This is a genomic window from Streptomyces sp. NPDC029164, from assembly GCF_055563995.1.
This window is the reverse complement of record NZ_JBVHWW010000022.1, coordinates 111063-126281: the sequence shown is the minus strand read 5'-3', so window position 1 is coordinate 126281 and position 15219 is coordinate 111063. Positions and strand designations below refer to the sequence as shown.

The 15219-nt window shown below is 74.0% G+C and carries 15 protein-coding genes; 8 read left to right on the top strand and 7 right to left on the bottom strand.

The genetic code is table 11. The features are described from left to right. Positions 1 to 42 precede the first annotated feature (42 nt). Complete coding sequence (locus tag ACZ4VT_RS22125; protein ID WP_467951945.1) at positions 43 to 948, top strand: Gfo/Idh/MocA family protein; 906 nt, start codon at positions 43 to 45, stop codon at positions 946 to 948. Here ACZ4VT_RS22125 and lnt read toward each other — a convergent pair. The 5 genes from lnt to ACZ4VT_RS22100 form a co-directional block, all read right to left on the bottom strand. Next, positions 893 to 2470, bottom strand: a complete 1578-nt coding sequence (gene lnt, locus ACZ4VT_RS22120) for an apolipoprotein N-acyltransferase (protein WP_467951943.1) — start codon at positions 2468 to 2470, stop codon at positions 893 to 895. The two genes, ACZ4VT_RS22125 and lnt, sit on opposite strands and share 56 nt — an antisense overlap. Positions 2471 to 2528: 58 nt before the next feature. Beyond that, positions 2529 to 2996 (bottom strand): nuclear transport factor 2 family protein, encoded by a 468-nt coding sequence (locus ACZ4VT_RS22115; RefSeq protein ID WP_467951941.1) that lies wholly within the window; start codon positions 2994 to 2996, stop codon positions 2529 to 2531. A gap of 69 nt (positions 2997 to 3065) precedes the next feature. Next, entirely contained in the window at positions 3066 to 3242 is a 177-nt protein-coding gene (locus ACZ4VT_RS22110; protein WP_319729209.1) for a hypothetical protein, read from the bottom strand. 125 nt (positions 3243 to 3367) lie between these two features. Continuing rightward, the gene (locus ACZ4VT_RS22105) at positions 3368 to 4246 is read right to left on the bottom strand and encodes an undecaprenyl-diphosphate phosphatase (protein ID WP_467951939.1); all 879 of its coding nucleotides are present in this window, start codon (positions 4244 to 4246) and stop codon (positions 3368 to 3370) included. Between the two features lie 48 nt (positions 4247 to 4294). Then, entirely contained in the window at positions 4295 to 5023 is a 729-nt protein-coding gene (locus ACZ4VT_RS22100; RefSeq protein WP_467951938.1) for a TVP38/TMEM64 family protein, read from the bottom strand. A gap of 49 nt (positions 5024 to 5072) precedes the next feature. Here ACZ4VT_RS22100 and ACZ4VT_RS22095 point away from each other — a divergent pair, with 49 nt between their 5' ends. The 4 genes from ACZ4VT_RS22095 (at position 5073) to ACZ4VT_RS22080 (ending at position 9115) form a co-directional block, all read left to right on the top strand. After that, positions 5073 to 5789, top strand: a complete 717-nt coding sequence (locus ACZ4VT_RS22095) for a DNA alkylation repair protein (RefSeq protein WP_467951936.1) — start codon at positions 5073 to 5075, stop codon at positions 5787 to 5789. 274 nt (positions 5790 to 6063) lie between these two features. Beyond that, entirely contained in the window at positions 6064 to 7245 is a 1182-nt protein-coding gene (gene tuf, locus ACZ4VT_RS22090) for an elongation factor Tu (RefSeq protein ID WP_362807153.1), read from the top strand. Positions 7246 to 7321: 76 nt separating this feature from the next. After that, complete coding sequence (locus ACZ4VT_RS22085) at positions 7322 to 8194, top strand: patatin-like phospholipase family protein (RefSeq protein ID WP_467951933.1); 873 nt, start codon at positions 7322 to 7324, stop codon at positions 8192 to 8194. Positions 8195 to 8323: 129 nt separating this feature from the next. Next, positions 8324 to 9115 (top strand): spermidine synthase, encoded by a 792-nt coding sequence (locus ACZ4VT_RS22080; protein ID WP_467951984.1) that lies wholly within the window; start codon positions 8324 to 8326, stop codon positions 9113 to 9115. A 48-nt stretch (positions 9116 to 9163) separates the two neighbouring features. Here the strand turns inward: ACZ4VT_RS22080 and ACZ4VT_RS22075 are convergent, their stop codons facing one another. Together ACZ4VT_RS22075 and ACZ4VT_RS22070 are read right to left on the bottom strand one after the other, a co-directional pair. Next, positions 9164 to 10501, bottom strand: coding sequence for an MFS transporter (locus ACZ4VT_RS22075; protein ID WP_467951931.1), 1338 nt, complete (start codon positions 10499 to 10501; stop codon positions 9164 to 9166). A 70-nt stretch (positions 10502 to 10571) separates the two neighbouring features. Further along, complete coding sequence (locus ACZ4VT_RS22070; RefSeq protein ID WP_467951929.1) at positions 10572 to 11579, bottom strand: DUF8017 domain-containing protein; 1008 nt, start codon at positions 11577 to 11579, stop codon at positions 10572 to 10574. A gap of 96 nt (positions 11580 to 11675) precedes the next feature. Between ACZ4VT_RS22070 and ACZ4VT_RS22065 the strand changes: the two genes are divergently transcribed. The 3 genes from ACZ4VT_RS22065 (at position 11676) to ACZ4VT_RS22055 (ending at position 15165) form a co-directional block, all read left to right on the top strand. Then, positions 11676 to 12128: a DUF4442 domain-containing protein gene (locus ACZ4VT_RS22065; RefSeq protein ID WP_181382609.1), complete on the top strand. Its 453-nt coding sequence runs from the start codon at positions 11676 to 11678 to the stop codon at positions 12126 to 12128. Positions 12129 to 12319: 191 nt separating this feature from the next. Beyond that, entirely contained in the window at positions 12320 to 12520 is a 201-nt protein-coding gene (locus ACZ4VT_RS22060) for a type II toxin-antitoxin system VapB family antitoxin (protein ID WP_351590690.1), read from the top strand. Positions 12521 to 12636: 116 nt separating this feature from the next. Further along, complete coding sequence (locus ACZ4VT_RS22055; RefSeq protein ID WP_467951927.1) at positions 12637 to 15165, top strand: beta-glucosidase; 2529 nt, start codon at positions 12637 to 12639, stop codon at positions 15163 to 15165. Positions 15166 to 15219: the final 54 nt, after the last annotated feature.

The window sequence follows — 15219 nt, the reverse complement described above, 5'->3', positions numbered from 1 at the left end:
AAGCTGCTGAAGTCCCACAAGGATCAACCTGGAGGTTCCCCGGTGAAGGTCGGTTGCATCGGACTCGGCGACATCGCGCAGAAGGCGTACCTCCCCGTCCTCACCACCCGCCCCGGGATCGAGCTGCACCTGCAGACCCGTACTCCCGCCACCCTCGAGCGGGTCGGCGGGATCCACCACGTCCCCGCCGCGCGCCGGCACACCGAACTCGACGCCCTGCTCGCCGAGGGGCTCGACGCGGCCTTCGTGCACGCCTCGACCGCGGCCCACCCCGAGATCGTCACGCGGCTCCTGCGGGCCGGCGTGCCGACGTACGTGGACAAGCCGCTCGCCTACGAGCTCGCGGACTCGGTGCGGCTGGTGGAACTGGCCGAGGAACGCCGGGTCTCGCTCGCCGTCGGCTTCAACCGCCGTCACGCGCCCGGCTACGCGCAGTGCGCCGACCACCCGCGCGAGCTCATCATCATGCAGAAGAACCGGGTCGGGCTGCCCGAGGACCCGCGCACCCTGGTCCTCGACGACTTCATCCACGTCGTCGACACCCTGCGCTTCCTGCTGCCCGGCGAAGCCGGGCACGTCGACGTCCGGGCCGTGGTGCGCGAGGGGCTGATGCACCAGGTGGTGCTCCAGCTGTCCGGTGACGGCTTCACCGCGCTCGGCATCATGAACCGGCTGTCCGGCTCCACCGAGGAGATCCTGGAGGTCTCCGGCCGGGACACCAAGCGGCAGGTCGTCAACCTCGCCGAGGTCATCGACCACAAGGGCCAGCCGACCGTCCGGCGCCGCGGGGACTGGGTGTCCGTGGCCCGCCAGCGCGGCATCGAGCAGGTCGTGGACCACTTCCTGGAGGCCGTCGAGACGGGCAAGACCCTCAGCGCCCGGGACGCGCTGCTCACCCACCGGCTGTGCGAGCGGGTGGTGAAGTCGGCTCTGGAGCAGGCCTCCTGAGCGAACGGACGCCCGCCACCGCGCAGTACACCGCGAGCGCGGCGAGGGCGGCCCCCACCGGCCAGTCCCCGAAGCGCCCGTAGAGGGTCGTGCCCCGGGCGAGCGGGACCTCGTACACCGCCGCCGCGCTCGCGGAGGTCGGCAGGGCCGCGCCGATCCGCTCGCCGGACGGGCCGTGCACGACGCTGATGCCCGTGAGGGTGGCGTGCACCATCGGGCGGCCGTTCTCGGCCGCGCGCAGGGCCGCCAGCGAGGCGTGCTGGGCCGGGGCCCAGCTCTCCTGGAAGGTGGAGGTCGCCGACTGGGCGATGAGCAGCGAGGCCCCGCCCCGGGTCAGGTGCCGGCTCATGTCGGGGAAGGCCGACTCGAAGCAGACCAGGGGGCCGAGCCGGACACCGGCGGGGGCGCCGCCGGCCCCGTCCGGCCGGGCGGGCAGGTCCATGACCACGGGGGCCGTGCCGGCCACGCGGTCCTCGCCGGCCGCCTTGCCGACCGAGGTGGCCCAGCCGAGCAGCGCGCGGGCCGGAACGTACTCACCGAACGGGACGAGCCGCATCTTGTCGTACCGGTCGCCGGTGGGGCCTGCGGGACCGACCAGTACGGCGCTCTTGCGGATCCCCGGCCGGTCCGCCCGCCGCGCGTCCACGTTCACCAGCAGCGGAGCCCCGACTTCCGCCGACAGCGAGGCCAGCCGGCGGGCCAGGTCCGGGCGGGCCGTCAGGTCCTCGCCGACACTGCTCTCGCCCCACACCACGAGGTCGGCCCGCTGCCCGGCCAGCGGGCGCGTCAGACGCTCTCCGATCGCGAACCGCCGCTCCGCGCTGTCCGCGCCGTCCGCCACCGGACCCGGTTGTACGACGGCCACGCGCAGCCGGCCGGACTCCGTGGGCACCGTCGCCCACACCCACACCACCGCGGTCAGCACCGCGCACCCCGTCATCCCCGCCACCGCCGGGATCCGCGCCCCCGGCACCGCGACCAGCAGCACCACGGCGCAGTTCACCGCCACGACGAGCAGGCTGACCAGCCACACGCCGCCCACCGAGGCCAGCCGCAGGGCGGGCGGCACCTGCCACTGACTCGCCCCCAGCAGCCCCCACGGCCCGCCCAGCCCCTGCCAGGACCGGACCAGCTCCGACAGCAGCCAGCCCGCCGGTACGAGGACCAGCGCGGACAGCGCCCGGCCCGCCGAGGGGACCCCGCCGAACAACTCCCGTACCAGGAGTCCCCAGGGGATCCACAGCAGCCCCAGCAGGGCGGCCACCGGCACCAGGAAGACGTGCAGGCTGGGCAGCAGCCAGTGGTGGACGGCCACGATGAACCCCGCGCCGCCGAGCCAGCCCTCCAGGGCCGCCCGCCGCCCGGTGGGGGCCGACCTCAGCAGCAGCATCCAGGGCACGAGGGCGACGTAGGCGAACCACCAGGCCGCGGGGGCGGGGAAGGCGAGGGCGGGCAGCGCTCCGGCGGCGACCGCGGCGGGCGCGCGCCACCGGGGCATCCACTCGTTCCGCATCGCGATCATGGCGCGCCTCCGCTTCCAGTCTGGCAGTGCAGTGCAGTGCAGTGCAGGGCCGGCAGGCTCAGGCGGACATGTGCCGCCAGGTCTCGTGCACGGTGACGCGGGTGAGCCGCCAGCCGTCACGGGTGCGGGCCAGTGCGAAGGAGTAGCGTCCGGCGGCGACGAAGTTGGGCGCGGTGACCGTGCCGTCGAACTCCGGACCCGCCAGGCGCATCGGGTTGAGGAAGTCGGCCCGGACCTCGGCGCTGTCGCCGGGCGAGCCGCCCAGGTCCTCCAGCCGGACCAGCCGGTTGACGATCAGGTGCTGACGCACGGGGAAGAGCCTCATGGTCTCCGCGAGCCAGTCCGCGACCTCCCCGACCGATCCCTCGATCCCGCCCGCCGAGCTGTAGTCGGCCCGCCCGGAGGCGGTGAAGAGGGCGCGGTAGGCCTCCCAGTCCCCGTCGTCGACGGCCACCGCGTAGCCCGTGACCACCTCGTCGATCGCCAGCCGGTCCATTACCGTCGCGAGATCCACACGCTGAGTCATCGGGTCAGTGTGGGGCTGCGCATGCCGCACGCCAAGGGGCGTGCGCGGACCGGATCTTCCCGCGGGCGCTCAGTGACCGGAACGGGCCTCCCGCTGCCGGACCACGACGAGGAACGCGTCGCTGTCCAGGTCCATGACCACCTCGGCCGGCACCCCCTCCCGCATGCGCTGCGCCGCGTACTCCTCGGCGGGCCAGCTCCCCCTCGGACTTCCGGCCGGAAAACGCTCCAGTACCACTCGACCCATGGGACACCCCCTGCTTGCTTGCCTTCCGGTCTCTTCAGGTCTCTTCAGGCACAACGACGCGGAAGCCGCCCGGGAACGTTCCCGAGCGGCTTCCGGTTCACACGAAGCGGTGGAGCGGGGGCCCGCTAGGAGCCGGACTCACCCGCGTGCGGGCTCAGCACGTCCGCGCCGATCAGCGCGAACAGCAGGATGCCCAGCAGGATCCGGTAGATCACGAAGGGCATGAAGCTCTTGGTCGAGATGAACTTCATGAACCACGCGATCACGGCGTAGCCCACGAAGAAGGCGATGACCGTCGCGAAGACCGTCGGACCCCAGGAGATGTGGCCCGGCTCCTCGATCACGTCCTTGATCTCGAACGCGCCGGAGGCCAGCACGGCCGGGATGGCCAGCAGGAAGGAGTAGCGCGCCGCGGCCTCGCGGGTGAAGCCCAGCAGCAGACCGCCGGAGATCGTCGCGCCGGACCGGGAGACGCCCGGGATCAGCGCCATCGCCTGGCAGAGACCGAAGACCAGGCCGTCCTTGACGCCCAGCTGCTGGAGCGTCTTGCGCTCGCGGATGGCGCGGTGCCGCCCACCCTCCTCGTCGCGCGCGGCCAGCCGGTCGGCGACGCCCAGCACGATGCCCATCACGATGAGGGTGGTCGCCGTCAGCCGCAGGTCGCGGGCCGGGCCCACGATCGCGTCCTTGAAGACCAGGCCGAGGACGCCGATCGGAATCGAGCCGACGATCACCAGCCAGCCCATCTTGGCGTCCTGCTCGGAACGCAGGGCCTTCGTGTACAGGGAGCGGAACCAGGTGGAGATGATCCGCGCGATGTCCTTGCGGAAGTAGATCAGCACGGCGGCCTCGGTGCCGATCTGCGTGATGGCCGTGAAGGCCGCTCCTGGGTCGTGCCAGCCGGCGAACGCCGCGGTCAGCCGCAGGTGGGCGCTGGAGGAGATCGGGAGGAACTCCGTAAGCCCCTGGACGAGACCGAGGATTAGGGATTCGAACCAGCTCATGTCGGGGTGCGCTCGTCCTTGTGATCGTCGGGCAGTTCGCCCCCGATGCTAGGGCCCGTGCGAAGTGCCGCTGACCACTGGGGGGTGCTGGGGCGTCAGCTCGTACGACGATTCCCGGGCCGGCGGGGGTGCCAGGCGGTGCCGCTTGCGCCAGGCGACGGCTCCGGCCGCCATCACCGAGACCACGATGAAGCCGAAGGAGACGAGGAAGGCGGGCGAGCCGGGGGAGGAGGCGCTGGCCCCCGCGATCACGTACGCCGTGGTGTTCGGGACGACGCCGAGCGCCGTGGCGAGGAGGAAGGGACCCCAGCCGCAGCGGGACACCGCCGCGCAGTAGTTGGCCACCACGAAGGGCACTCCGGGGAAGAGCCGGACGGCGAGCATCGAGCGGAAGCCGTGCCGGCTGAGCTGGCCGTCCGCCGCCTCCAGCCACCGGCCGCGCAGATACGGACGCAAAGCCTCCTGGCCCATGATCCGGCCGAGGCCGAAGGCGATCCCGGCGCCCAGGACGGTGCCGCCGACCGCGGCGACGAGGCCGAACTGGGTGCCGAAGACGGCTCCCGCGGCCAGGTTCAGCAGGGGGCGGGGCACGAAGGCCGCCGCGCACACCCCGTACGCGGCTGCGAACAGCAGGACCGCCGTGCCCACCGGGAGGCCCGGGGGCCAGCCCTCCGAGAGCAGGCGCTGGGGCTCGAACAGCAGCACGCACACGCCGGCCGCCACGAGCAGCACGACGAGCAGCGACAGCCGGGTCCACGGCGCGAGGAGGAGGGGCATCCCGGGAGACTAGCCCACGTATGCGGCGTCGCGCCGTAATCTGGGCCTCATGCCGCCGAACGGCCGACGACCCCCGAGGGTTCCCGCCAGCGCCCTCGCGGACACCCTGCTGGAGCGGCTGACCAGGACGTACGCGGCAGCCGCCGACCCCGTACGGGCCGAGGCGATGACCGCGTACATGAAGGACGTCGCGCCCTTCCTCGGCATCCCGACACCATTGCGCCGTGACCTGTCGAAGGCGGTGATGCGGGACACCCCCAAGCCGTCCGAGGCGGACTGCGCGGCGCTCGCGCTGCGCTGCTGGCGGCTCCCGGAGCGCGAGTACCACTACTTCGCGGTGGACTACCTGCGCCGCCACGTCCCCCGGTGCTCCTCCGGCCTCCTGCCGGTGGTCCGGCACCTGATCGTCACCGTCCCCTGGTGGGACACCGTCGACCTGCTGGCCGCGCACACGGTCGGCCCGCTGGTGGCCGCCGACCCGGAGCTCGCGCGGGTGATGGACGAGTGGATCGAGGACGAGGACCTCTGGCTCGCCCGCGCCGCCCTCCTGCACCAGCTGCGCTACAAGGCCGCCACCGATTCCGGGCGCCTCTTCGCCTACTGCCGCCTCCGGGCCGGGCACCCGGACTTCTTCCTGCGCAAGGCCATCGGCTGGTCCCTGCGCGAGTACGCGAAGACCGACCCCGACGCGGTGCGCGCCTTCGTCGCGTCCGAAAGCGGCTCCCTGTCCCCGCTGTCCGTGCGCGAGGCGCTCAAGAACCTCTGAGGGCCCGCCGGTTCACCCGGTAAATCATTCGACGGGCCCGGGGCGGTCCGGCAGGATCAGGGGCATGTCCCGGTTCGCCTTCCCCGCAGCGCCGTCCGCAGTCGCGGACGCGCCGAAGGCTGCCGCATTCGCTTTTCCCGCAGAAGCCTTCGCCGCATTCGACGGCGCACGAAGCTGACCCTTCCCGGATCGTCCGGCGGACCCCGCAGGGGGAGGGTCGGCTCGGCTCAGGGGTCCCGTCCACGCTTCGAGCAACGGGAAGAGACAAGCGATCATGGCCAAGACGGCCTTCGTGCGGACCAAGCCGCACCTCAACATCGGCACCATGGGTCACGTCGACCACGGCAAGACCACCCTCACCGCCGCCATCACCAAGGTCCTCGCCGAGCGCGGCGGCGCCTCCTTCGTGCCCTTCGACCGCATCGACCGGGCCCCCGAGGAGGCCCGGCGCGGGATCACCATCAACCTCACGCACGTCGAGTACGAGACGGGCACCCGCCACTACGCACACGTGGACATGCCCGGTCACGCGGACTACATCAAGAACATGGTCACCGGAGCCGCGCAGCTCGACGGGGCGATCCTCGTCGTCTCCGCCCTCGACGGAGTCATGCCGCAAACGGCCGAGCACGTGCTCCTCGCCCGGCAGGTCGGCGTCGACCACATCGTCGTGGCCCTGAACAAGGCCGACGCCGGGGACCCCGAGCTGACCGACCTGGTCGAGCTGGAGGTCCGCGAGCTGCTCACCGCGCACGGCTACGGCGGTGACGCCGCACCGGTCGTACGGGTCTCCGGACTCGGGGCGCTGGAGGGCGACCCGCGGTGGACCGGGGCGATCGAGGCGCTGCTGGACGCGGTCGACACCTACGTGCCGACACCGGTGCGGTACACGGACGCGCCGTTCCTGCTGCCGGTGGAGAACGTGCTGACCATCACCGGGCGCGGGACCGTCGTCACCGGAGCCGTCGAGCGCGGCAGCGTCCGCCTCGGCGACCGCGTCGCGATCCTCGGCGGCGACGGCGAGCCGGCCGAGACTGTCGTCACCGGGCTGGAGACCTTCGGGAAGCCGATGGAGTCCGCCGAGGCCGGGGACAACGTCGCGCTGCTGCTGCGCGGGGTCCCGCGCGACGGCGTGCGCCGCGGACACGTGGTGGCCGCGCCGGGCAGCGTGACGCCCAAGCGGCACTTCACCGCGCAGGTGTACGTGCTCTCCGGGCGCGAGGGCGGCCGTACGACGCCGATCGCCACCGGCTACCGGCCGCAGTTCTACATTCGCACCGCCGACGTGGTGGGCGACGTGGACCTGGGCGAGGCCGGTATGGCCCGGCCGGGGCAGACGGTCACGATGACCGTCGAGCTCGGGCGGGACGTCCCGCTGGAGTCGGGGCTCGGCTTCGCGATCCGCGAGGGCGGGCGGACGGTCGGCGCGGGCACGGTCACGGCCGTCCTGGGCTGACCCGGGCGGTCGGAGCCGTACCGACCCCTCTGTGGTGACGGCGGGGCCGCTGCGTCAGACTGCCGTCACCACAGGCATGCGCGGAGCAGAGGGGCGGGCGGAGATGGGCGGCGACACGGCACTCGTGCTGGGCGGCGGGGGACTGACGGGCGTGGGATGGGAGTGCGGAATCCTGTACGGGCTCGCCCGCGCGGGCGTGGACCTCACCACCGCCGACCTCGTCGTCGGCACCTCGGCCGGCTCGGTGGTCGGCGCCCAGCTCACCTCCGGGCAGCTGTCCGTGCAGGAGCTGTACGAGCGCCAGCTCGGCGACGCCACCGGGGAGATCGCCGCGAAACTCGGGGCCGGCGTCATCGCGCGGTACGCCCTCGCGATGGCCCGCTCCCGCGACGCGACGGTCTACCGGCAGCGGGTCGGCGCCATGGCCCTGGCCGCCGACACCGCGGCGGAGGCCGAGCGCCGCGAGGTGCTCGCGGCCCGGCTGGTCTCGCACGAATGGCCCGAGCGGCGGCTCGTGGTCACCGCCGTGGACGCGCTCACCGGCGAAGCCGCCGACTTCGACAGGGAGAGCGGCGCGGGGCTCGTCGACGCGGTCTCGGCGAGCTGCGCCGTGCCGGGCGTGTGGCCGCCGGTGACGGTCGGCGGACGGCGGTTCATCGACGGAGGCGTCCGTTCCGCCACGAACGCCGACCTCGCCGCGGGGTACGCGCGCGTCGTGGTCATCGCGCCGATCTCGCTCGGCTCCGGCCTGGTCCCCTCACCGGCCGCGCAGGCGGCGCGGCTGCGGGAAGCGGGCGCGCGGGTGCTGGTGATCAGCCCGTCGGCGCAGGCCCGCAAGGCCTTCGGACGCAACGTACTCGACCCCGCCCGGCGCGACCCCGCGGCGCGGGCCGGTCTGGCGCAGGCGGTCGAGCACGTCGAGGCGGCGGCCGCGGTCTGGTCCGGCTGAGCCGGGAAGGGGGTCGGGCCGGCCCCGCCCCCGGCGGACCGGCCCGTCGCGGACCGGCCCGACAATGGTGGGGTGAGCGACGAACAGATCCCGGTCATCCGGGACGTGGGCCAGGGCACCGCCAAGCTGATGCCGGACGTGGACGGTGAGCGGGCCTGGCTGCTGACCGTCGACGGGGCCCCGCAGTCGTACGTGGACCTGGACGATCCGCAACACCTGGAGTTCGAGTACGTACGCCGCCTCGCGCACGTCCTGGACTGCGCGTCGGAGCCGGGGCGCGCACTGGACCTCCTGCACCTGGGCGGCGGCGCGCTCACCCTGCCGCGGTACGCGGCGGCGACCCGGCCGGGATCCCGGCAGGCGGTCGTCGAGTTCGACGCGGGCCTGGTCGAGCTGGTCGCCGAACACCTCCCGCTTGCGGCGGGGTCCGGGATCACGGTGCACACCGCCGATGCCCGGGCCTGGCTGGAGGCGGCGCCCGCGGCGAGCGCGGACGTGCTCGTGGCCGACGTCTTCGGCGGCTCGCGGGTGCCGGCGCAGCTGACGTCGGTGGAGTACGCGCGGGCGGCGGCGCGGGTGCTGCGGCCCGGCGGGCTGTACGCGGCGAACCTGGCGGACGGGGCGCCGTTCGACTTCCTGCGGGCGCAGCTGGCGAACTTCGCGGAGGCGTTCGGGGAGCTGGCGCTGATCGCGGAGCCGGGGGTGCTGCGGGGGAGGCGGTTCGGGAACGCGGTGCTCCTGGCCTCCGATGCGGAGCTTCCGGTGGCCGCGCTGGCCCGGCGGTGCGCGGGGGACGTGTTTCCGGCGCGGGTGGAGTACGGGGACGGGCTGGTGCGGTTCAGAAAGGGGGCGCTGCCGGTGGCCGACGCGGACGCGGGACCGTCGCCGGCTCCGCCGGAGGGGGCGTTCTCGGTGGGGTAGCCGGCTCCTGCCGCGCCGCTGCCGGGGCTCCGCCCCGCGCCCCGCGCCTCAAACGCCGGCGGGGCTGGAGGCGGCGGCCGGGCCGGAAGGGGCGGCCGGGCTGGAGGGCGGGGCCGGGTGTTTGGTGAGGGTGGTCGATTTGGTCTTGCGGGTCATGTGGCGGACGTCCGGGATCAGGAGGACCAGGGCCGTGGCCAGGATGACGAGGGACGCGCAGCCCCACAGGGCCTCGGTGCGGCCGAAGGCCGTCTCGGCCGGGCCGGCCAGCGCGGTGGCCAGGGGGAGCATCGACACCGAGCCGAACCAGTCGTAGGCGGAGACCCGCGAGAACTTCTCCTCCGGTATCTCCTGGTGCATCGTCGTCATCCAGTTCACGCCGAAGACCTCGATCGCGGCCCCGCTGACGAACATCACCGCGCACAGCCCCCACACGGGCAGCGGCACGGCGAGACCCGCCGACGGCAGCGCCAGCGGGAACACGCACAGCGTCCCGATCAGCAGCAGCCGGCGCGGTTTCCACGCCATCATCAGGACGGCCCCGGCGATCGTGCCGACCCCGAAGAAGGCCAGGGCCACGCCCCAGGGCGCCGCCCCGCCCAGCCGGTCCCGGGCGACCAGCGGACCGTAGACCGCCTCCGCGGCGCCCACGACGGCGACGACGACGGAGAACTGGAGCACGATGCTCCACAGCCAGGGGCGGGTCCGGACCTCCACCCATCCCTCGCGCAGGTCGGCCAGCAGGCCGCCGCCCGGAGCCCGGTCGGGGACGTGGCTCACGTCGAGGAACGCGCGCAGCAGGCCCGCGACGGCGAAGGCGGCCGCGTCCACGGCCAGGACCCAGCCCGGGCCCAGGACGGCGATCATCGCCCCGCCGAGGGCGGCGCCGCCGATGCCCGCGCCGTTCATCGCCATGCGGAACAGCGCGAAGGCCCGGTTGGAGTGCTCGCCGGAGACCGTGGACAGCAGCATGCCCTCGGCCGCGGGATTGAAGAAGGCCGTGCCGGTGCCGCACAGGGCGGTCAGCAGCATCATCTGCCACAGCTGGGGGTCGCCGGTGAGGACAAGCAGCGCGAAGGCGCCCTGCGAGAGGAAGTTCAGGGCGTTGGCCGCGACCATCACGCGGTGGCGCGGCAGCCGGTCGGCGACGGCGCCGCCGATGAGCAGGAAGATGACGAGCGGCAGCGTACGGGCGGCCGCGACCAGTCCGATGTCGCCGCTGGACCCGCCGGCCTCCATCACCGCGAAGGTGGCCGCGATGAGCGCGCCGTGGCTGCCGAGGTTCGTGACGACCGCCGCACCCGTGAGCAGGGTGTAGTTGCGGCCCGCCCAGTCGGGCCGGCGACGGCGGGCGGGCGTACGGGGTGCTGCGGCGGGGGGAGAACTCACCCCCGGACTATCCCCGCCCCGGGCCGAGAATCCAAACGGATTCCCGGACCCGGGGCGGCGGAGGCGGAGATCAGCCGGTGGAGAGCCGGATCGAGCTGAGCATCTTGTCGGAGACGTCGGTCGGGACCTCGTCCTTCACACCCGCCGCGCCGACGATCACGAAGCTGGCGAAGTCACCGACGGCGTTCTTGAAGGCGAAGCCGACAGCCTTGCCGTCCGAGGAGCACTTGTTCTCCTTCTTCACGTTCGGCGCGGTCGCGACCGCCGTGTGGCCCTTGAGGCCGGAGGCGGTCGTGTACTCCTTGGGGTCGGTGACCTTCACCGTTCCCTTGGGCTCCTTCTGGGCGTAGGCCGCCCACACCCAGGTGCCGGTGTTGTCGCTGGCCACCTGGGCCGTGTCCTTGGCACCCTGGGCGCCCTTGACGCCGGTGTCCGCGAGCGAGTACTTCTCCATGGTGCCGTCCGCGTTCTTGTCGACCGTGCACCACTCGTTCTTGAGGGTGGCGGTCCCGGACATCGTGATGACGGGCTTGCCGTCGGCCTCGCCGTGGATGGAGAGGGACACCCCGGAGTCGTTGACGTTCCACTCGGGGGGCACGTCGTAGGCGACGTTGTACTTGGTGTTGACGACGACCTTCCAGCCCGGGATGACGGGCTGCATGGTGCCGCCGGCCCGCGGGTTGGCGCTGCTGCCGGCCGGGGCGGGCGTCTCGGACGCCGGCGGGGAGCTGGCCACCGGCGGCTTGTCGTTGGCCTCGGTCTTCTTGTCGTCCCGGGTCAGGACGTACGCGCCGGTCGCGGCGGCGGCCACGAAGACGGCGGTCGCCGCGACGATCGCCACGGTCTTGGTCGAGTACGGGCTCCCGCCGCCGCCCTGGGGCTGCTGAGGCTGCTGGGGCGTGCCCCACTGCTGGCCGGGAACGCCCGCGGGCGGCTGGTACCCCGGCTGCTGCGGGTATCCGTAACCGGCCTGCGGCTGGTACGGGTTCGGCTGCCCCGGCTGCTGCTGGTACGGGTTCTGGTGCGCGTCCTGAGGGTTCTGTTCGCCCCCGGGGGGCTGCTGCTGTCCTGGCCACATGGCCGGTAACGATAGTGGGAGCGGACCACGGTAGCCACGGCCGCCCCCTTGCGGGCTCTGGCCAAGGCCATCTACTCGTGGGTAACATCGTGTTTCATGAGCGCAGATCAGATGAACGTGGGCGAACTGCTCGCCGCGACCGTGCCGATGGCCCGGACCCTGAACCTCCAGTTCCTGGAGACCACCCCCGAGCGTGCGGTCGTCCGGCTTCCGGACCAGCCCGACTACCACAACCACGTCGGCGGCCCGCACGCCGGCGCCATGTTCACCCTCGCCGAGTCCGCGAGCGGTGCGATCGTCCTGGCCGCCTTCGGCGACCAGCTCTCCCGCGCCGTGCCCCTCGCCGTCAAGGCCGAGATCGGCTACAAGAAGCTCGCCAAGGGCGTCGTGACCGCCACCGCCACCCTCGGCCGCCCGGCCGCGGAGGTCATCGCCGAACTCGACGCGGGCGGCCGCCCCGAGTTCCCGGTCACCATCGCCATCCAGCGCGAGGACGAGGCCGTGACCGGCGAGATGACCGTCGTCTGGACCCTGCGCCCCAACGCATAGGCTCCCGGCGCCGCCGCGAAGGCCCCCGCCTCTGCCGAGCGGGGGCCTTTCGCCTGCCCGTGCTCCCGTAGCCGGACTCCCGTGCCCGCGGCCCCGCGGCCCGACGCGTCGACTCCACGAAGCGGCGGAACCACGCAATCCACGGGCGTGCGACGGCTAGAGTCCGTCGGACGACGATGGAGGGAGCGCCCGTGGCCAAGGTCAACATCAGCCTCGATGCCGAGCTCGTGGTGGAGGTGATGGTGCTCGCCGGGGTCGGCTCTCCGCAGGACGCGGTGGAGGCCGTCGTACGGGACTACATCGCGCGCGGCCACCGCACCGAGGCACGGATCCAGCGGCAGGACGAGCCGCGGCGGACCGCCGACACCCTGCCGCCGCTGCCGGAGGGCTGAACCTGAGCGTCCGCGGTGGCGCGTCTCGACGGGCCCCGCGCACGCGCGGCGCACAGTGGGCGGGGGAGCGGTCCGGCGCGGGCCGCTCCCGCCGAACCCCGCCGCAGGGAGCGCCGATGAGCGAGGCCGTGTCCAGACGTTCGGCGATGCGGCTGCTCGCGGCGGCGGGCGCAGCGGGCGCGGCCCTCGGGACGGGGGCCTGCGCGCCCACCGTGCCGCCGGGCGCGGGGCCCCGCACGACCGCGCCCGCGGCGGGGGCTCCGGCCGGGCCCGCCGCCGGGCCCGCGGGATCGGGAGCCGCCCGCATCGAAGCCCTGCTGGAACGGCTCACCCTCGACGAGAAGACCGCCCTGCTGCACGGCGCCCGGGACCCGGCCCCCCTCGGCCAGGCCGGCTACGTGCCCGGCGTACCGCGCCTGGGCATCCCGGCCCTGCGCCTCGCCGACGGGCCGGCCGGGGTACACGTAGCCGAGCCCGCCACCGCACTGCCCGCGCCCGTCCTGCTCGCCTCCGCCTTCGACCCGGCGCTGGCCCGCGAGTACGGGCGGGTCCTCGGCCGCGAGGGCCGCGCGCTCGGCCAGGACGTCCTGCTGGCGCCGATGGCCAACCTCATCCGGACCCCGTACGCGGGCCGGAACTTCGAGACCTTCGCCGAGGACCCGCGGCTGACGGCGGACCTGGTCGCGGAGGTGGTCCGCGGCGTCCAGGACGAAGGGCTCATCGCCACCGTCAAGCACTTCGCCCTCAACAACCAGGAACACGGCCGCGACACCGTCGACGTGATCGCCGCCGAGCAGACCCTGCACGAGACCGAGCTACGGGGCTTCGAGGCCGCGGTGGCGGCCGGCGCGGGCGCCGTGATGGGCGCGTACAACCGGGTCAACGGCGTCCACGCCTGCGAGAACAAGCCGCTGCTCGACGAACTGCTCCGCGGGAGCTGGGGCTTCGACGGCTGGGTGATGTCCGACTGGAACGCCACCCACAGCACCGTCGCCGCCATCGGCGCCGGCCTCGACATGGAGCTGCCCGGCGGCACGCACTTCGGCGGGCCGCTGCGCGAGGCGGTGCGCGGCGGTTCCGTGACCGAGGCCTCCGTCGACCTCGCCGTCCACCGGATCCTGACCACCATGGACCGCTTCGGGCTGTTGGCGGCCCGGCCCGCCGCCCGGCCCGCGCGCAACGCCGCCGCCGGGGCCCGGCTCGCCCGCAAGGTGGCCACCGCCGGAGCCGTGCTGCTGCGCAACGAAGCCGGCACCCTGCCCCTGACCGGCGCCGCCGCGCGCTCGATCGCGGTGATCGGCCCCACCGCCCAGGTGCCGTTCGTCGGCGGCGGTGGCAGCGCGCACGTCGTCCCCGACGGGGCGGCCGCCCCGCTCACCGCCCTCCGTCAGCGGGCCGGGAACGGCTCCACCGTGCGCCACGCCGTCGGCGAGGACCTGTACGGACGGCCGCTCCCCGCGAGTCTGCTGAGCCCGGCCGCCGGCCTGGACGACCAGCGGGTGGGCGCCGGGCGGGAGTGGAGCCACGCGGGCGAGTTCCGGCTGGCGGCGGACGACGAGTGGACCCTGATCGTCCACTACACCGGGCAGCGGCCCGTCGTGCGGCTCGACGGCGAGGAGCTGTTCCCCGTCCGGCAGGGCATGGCCGAGCACTTCGAGGGCGGACTGCTCGGCTCCGCACCCGACGGGATGGCCGTACGCCGCCGCACCCTCGCCCTCAAGGCGGGCCCGCACCGGCTCACCGTGACCGCCCGGGGCGGGGACGCGGGCCAGCGCTTCCGGCTCCGGCACATCACCGGGGCGATCCGGGCCGCGGACCTCGCCGAGGCCGTGCGGACCGCGGAATCGGCGCGCAGCGTGGTCCTGTTCGCCTACGAGGACGCCACCGAGGGCCGGGACCGGACCTCCCTGGCCCTCCCCGGCGGGCAGGAGCGGCTGATCGAGGCGGTGGCCGCGGCGAACCCCCGTACGACCGTGGTGCTCAACACCTCCTCCGCCACGACCATGCCGTGGCTCGCCCGTACCGGGGCGGTCCTCCAGATGTACTACCCGGGCCAGGAGGGCGCGGGCGCCACCGCCGACGTCCTCTTCGGCGACGTGGACCCGGGCGGCCGCCTCACCCAGACCTTCCCGGCCGACGAACGGGCGACCCCGGTCGGCGGCGACCCGCTGCGCTACCCGGGCGTGGGCGGCCGGCAGGAGTACGCCGAGGGCATCCACGTCGGACACCGCTGGTACGACGCGCAGCAGGTGGCGCCGCTGTTCCCCTTCGGGCACGGGCTCTCGTACACGACCTGGCACTACGAGAGGCTCACGGTCCGGCCGGAGCGCGGCGGGGTGCGCGCGGAGTTCACCGTCCGCAACACCGGCCGCCGCAAGGGCACCGAGGTGGCCCAGGTGTACGTCGGCCCGTCCCCGGAGCTCCGGCTCGACCAGCCGGTGCGCGCACTGGCCGGCTACCGGCGGCTCACCCTGGCGCCCGGCGAGGCGCAGCGGGTCACCGTCGACGTCGACGCCCGGGCACTGTCGTCCTGGGACCCGGAGCGGCACACCTGGGTGCTGGGTTCCGGCCGCCGAGAGGTGTTCGCGGGCCGTTCCTCCCGCGAGCTGCCACTGAGGTCAAAGGTGGTGGTGGGGAGCCGATAGGCTGCCCGTTCGGCGTGTCACAGCGGGCGCGCCGGCGACGACACGGGAGGACGT